The sequence below is a fragment of the Kitasatospora sp. NPDC056446 genome (assembly GCF_042796115.1).
Taxonomy (GTDB): Bacteria; Actinomycetota; Actinomycetes; order Streptomycetales; family Streptomycetaceae; genus Kitasatospora.
Window position 1 is genome coordinate 1 of the sequence record NZ_JBHTRF010000166.1, and the last position, 2879, is coordinate 2879.

Below are 2879 nucleotides of genomic sequence, written 5' to 3' on the forward strand. Positions count from 1 at the left end.
GGGCAGCGGGGACCTACATCCCGGCCCAGATGTTGCCGAACGCCGTGACGCCGGAGCCGGTGAGCTGGGAGACCAGCGGGCCGATCAACGTGCCCGACAGCAGGACACCGAGGGCGAGGCTGACGACGAACCAGCCCTTCGCGAGCTTCCCGGCCTTGATCCCGAAGAAGACGACGATGCCGAGCGCGAGCGCGGCGACCGCGACCGTGGAGATGCTCCCGGCCGTGGCCTGCGTCTGGACCTGCTGCGGCTGCTGCTGGAGACCGGTGCCGATCTGCGAGCCGACGCCCTGCGGCGCGACGTCGTTGCCGGGCATCTGGCCCGGGGCTCCGTCGGCGAGGGTCACCACGGCGGAGTGGTGGGCGGCGTCCGCCCGGTAGGAGACGGCGTCGAGTCCACGGACGTGCAGGACCCGGCCGTCGGGGAGGGAGACGGGGGCGCTGGCGGCGCGGTCGGCGGCGGCCTGGACCGTGGCGACGGCGGCCTCGGGGGAGTCGGCGGTGGCGGCGGTGGCGGTGCCCATCAGCGCGGCGGCGGCGGCACCGGAGACGGCCAGGGTGCGGACGATGCGGGACATGGGGATCTCCTCGTGGAGTCGGTGGAGCAGTGGGTGAGGGAGGGTCAGACCGACGCGTCGGCGGCGCCCTTGGCGCGGCGCTGCTCGTCGCTCATCTGCCGCTTGGCGACAGGGCTGTACTTGGTGCCGGGGGTCCGCACGGGAGGCGTCCCGCCGTTGCCCTTGCGGCCGTCCGTGCCGGGCTTCTTCGGGCCCTTGGAGGGCTTCTCCGACTCGTCGCCCATTTGGGAATCGACCTGCGCTTTTTCGCCCGCGAGCGGGCCGTTCTGAGCGACGCGCACACCGCGCTTCGCGGTGCGGGTCTGCATGATCTGAGCGGCGGTCTGACCGACCGGCGCACCGTGGATTTCCGTCCACGCCCGGCTGTACGTCGCATCCGACGGCTCGACCCGCGCGGCGGACCTGCGGAGGACTCCGTCGCGGACGGGGACGACTTCACCGCTGAACGCGGCCAGGGCGGTCGCCCGCTCCCAGACCTCGGGGTCCTCGGCCTCACGGGCGAGGCGAACGGCGGCGGCCCGGCGGGCGTCCGCCTCGGCCTGGCGGCGCTCGGCACGGCGAGCGGACCGGGACGGGCGACCGGCCTTCTTCGCGATCCGGCCGTGCTCGTGCAAGTCCCAGATGACCGGGCCGATGATCGAGCACAGCGCGCCGCCGATCGCGGTCGCGACGCCGAACGCCTCCAGCCCGTGAACGACGTTGATCCCGGCGGCGATGAGCGCCTGGAGCATGGCTCCGGCCCGGTAGTGCCAGGAGGGCCGGTCGTCGTCGATCGCGGCCTGAGCGCCCATCAGCAGCGCCCACGCGACGCCCTCCAGGACGAACGGGGCGGCGACCAGGAAGAACGCCTTCGGATCCCAGAAAGCCATGACCTGGAGCGGGAGGGAGACCACGACGCAGACGATCGCGATGGTGAGCGCCGACCGGCGCCAGATCCCGGCGGACTTCTCGGCCTTGGCCTTGCGGGCGGCCTCCTCGCGGCGGGCCTCCTCACGGGCCCGGCGCTCGTCGGCGGCCTCGTCGAGCGCGGCCTGGATGTCCTTCTGCGCCTTCGCGGCGGCCTTCTCGTCGGCCAGCGCCGCACGGCGGGAGTCGGACTCCGACTTGATCCGCAGGGCCTCGGCCTCGGCGCGCATCTGCTCCGCGCGGGCCAGCGCCTCGGGGTCGTACGTACCGGCCTCGGGCCGGAGTTCGGTGACCGTCACGCCGCCACCTCCAGCGGCGCGGCCGGGTCGGCCACCATCGCCAGCACGGTCAGGTGCGTCACCGCGATGTCCTCGGCCGACGTCGCCGCCGGCAGACGCGCGGCCTCGAACCAGTCGCCGAAGTCGGTGGGCTGCTCGCCGGAGCGGCGCAGCCGGTAGTGGTCGGTGATCGCGTGACCCGCGATCGTCCGCAGCAGACCGGCCGGGTTCTCGATCCGGCGGCCGGTGAAGTCACGGACCAGCCGGAGGAACGCCTCGCTCGTGATGTCCTCGGCCAGGTGCCAGTCGGCACGGTCCAGCCGGTTGTAGACCCAGCGGGTCAGTCGGTCGCCGTGCTCGGTGAAAACCGCGGCAAGGTCCTCGCTCGTCGCCTGGGGGATCGAGACCTGACCTGCGGATGTACCGTCATTCATGGGTCGTGCTCCTCTCACATGGAACGGCCCGAAGCGGCTCCGGTGCGGACACACCGGAGCCGCGCAACTTCCTGTAGGAAGTTGGCTTCCTATAGGAAGTTAAGGGGTCGGTCGGGTACCGTCAAGGAACATCCGATAGGAAGTTACGAAGGAGGCCCCAGTGGCGGGATCAGTGGCCGGAATGGCCGCATACATCCGGGCTCGAATCGAGCGCGGAACCCTGGAACCGGGCGACAAGCTGCCGCCGACGAAAAACCTTCAGCAGCAGTTCAACCTGTCCGACAACGCCGTCTACCGGGCCGTGGCGATCCTCAAGGCCGAGGGGCTCGTGACCTCGCAGCAGGGGCGCGGCGTGTTCGTCGCCGACCGCCCGGCCCTGATCGCCGGTGAGAAGCGGATCAAGGGAATCGTCCAGCCCGGTGAGGTGATCAACCACAAGTCGTCGGAGCGCGTCCAGGCTCCGGAGTGGGTCGCTCAGCACATCGGGGAGGGCGAGGTCGTCAACCGGGTCCGGACGATCACTAGGGGCGACACCGTTCTCCAGGCATCCCAGTCCTGGGTTCACACCGACATCGCCGCCGTCGTACCGGAGATCGACGAACCCCAGGCGTGCGACCCGACATGGCAGGCGATGATGACGGTGTCGCCCTCCTTCGCGCCGACCTTCCACAGCTTCTCCTCGAC

Annotated in this window: 4 protein-coding genes; 1 reads left to right on the forward strand and 3 read right to left on the reverse strand. The window is 71.3% G+C overall.

Translation table 11 applies throughout. The features are described from left to right. Nucleotides 1–13 precede the first annotated feature (13 nt). The 3 genes from ACFQ6N_RS40175 to ACFQ6N_RS40185 are packed head-to-tail and all read right to left on the reverse strand — an operon-like array spanning nucleotide 14 to nucleotide 2195. The gene (locus ACFQ6N_RS40175) at nucleotides 14–577 is read right to left on the reverse strand and encodes a hypothetical protein (protein WP_376648151.1); all 564 of its coding nucleotides are present in this window, start codon (nucleotides 575–577) and stop codon (nucleotides 14–16) included. Between the two features lie 44 nt (nucleotides 578–621). Continuing rightward, nucleotides 622–1782: a hypothetical protein gene (locus tag ACFQ6N_RS40180; RefSeq protein ID WP_380659112.1), complete on the reverse strand. Its 1161-nt coding sequence runs from the start codon at nucleotides 1780–1782 to the stop codon at nucleotides 622–624. Continuing rightward, on the reverse strand, nucleotides 1779–2195 hold the full coding sequence (locus ACFQ6N_RS40185; RefSeq protein ID WP_350802072.1) for a sigma factor: 417 nt from the start codon (nucleotides 2193–2195) through the stop codon (nucleotides 1779–1781). The genes ACFQ6N_RS40180 and ACFQ6N_RS40185 overlap by 4 nt, the downstream gene beginning before the upstream one ends. A 160-nt stretch (nucleotides 2196–2355) precedes the next feature. On the opposite strand from ACFQ6N_RS40185, the gene ACFQ6N_RS40190 reads away from it, so the two are divergent. After that, on the forward strand, nucleotides 2356–2879 hold a 524-nt coding region (locus tag ACFQ6N_RS40190), incomplete at its 3' end, for a GntR family transcriptional regulator (protein WP_380659113.1).

Excerpts from the sequence above, each read along its gene's own strand:
- ACFQ6N_RS40175 (WP_376648151.1), bottom strand. The coding sequence starts at position 577 with ATGTCCCGCATCGTCCGCACCCTGGCCGTCTCCGGTGCCGCCGCCGCC.
- ACFQ6N_RS40185 (WP_350802072.1), bottom strand. The coding sequence starts at position 2,195 with ATGAATGACGGTACATCCGCAGGTCAGGTCTCGATCCCCCAGGCGACG.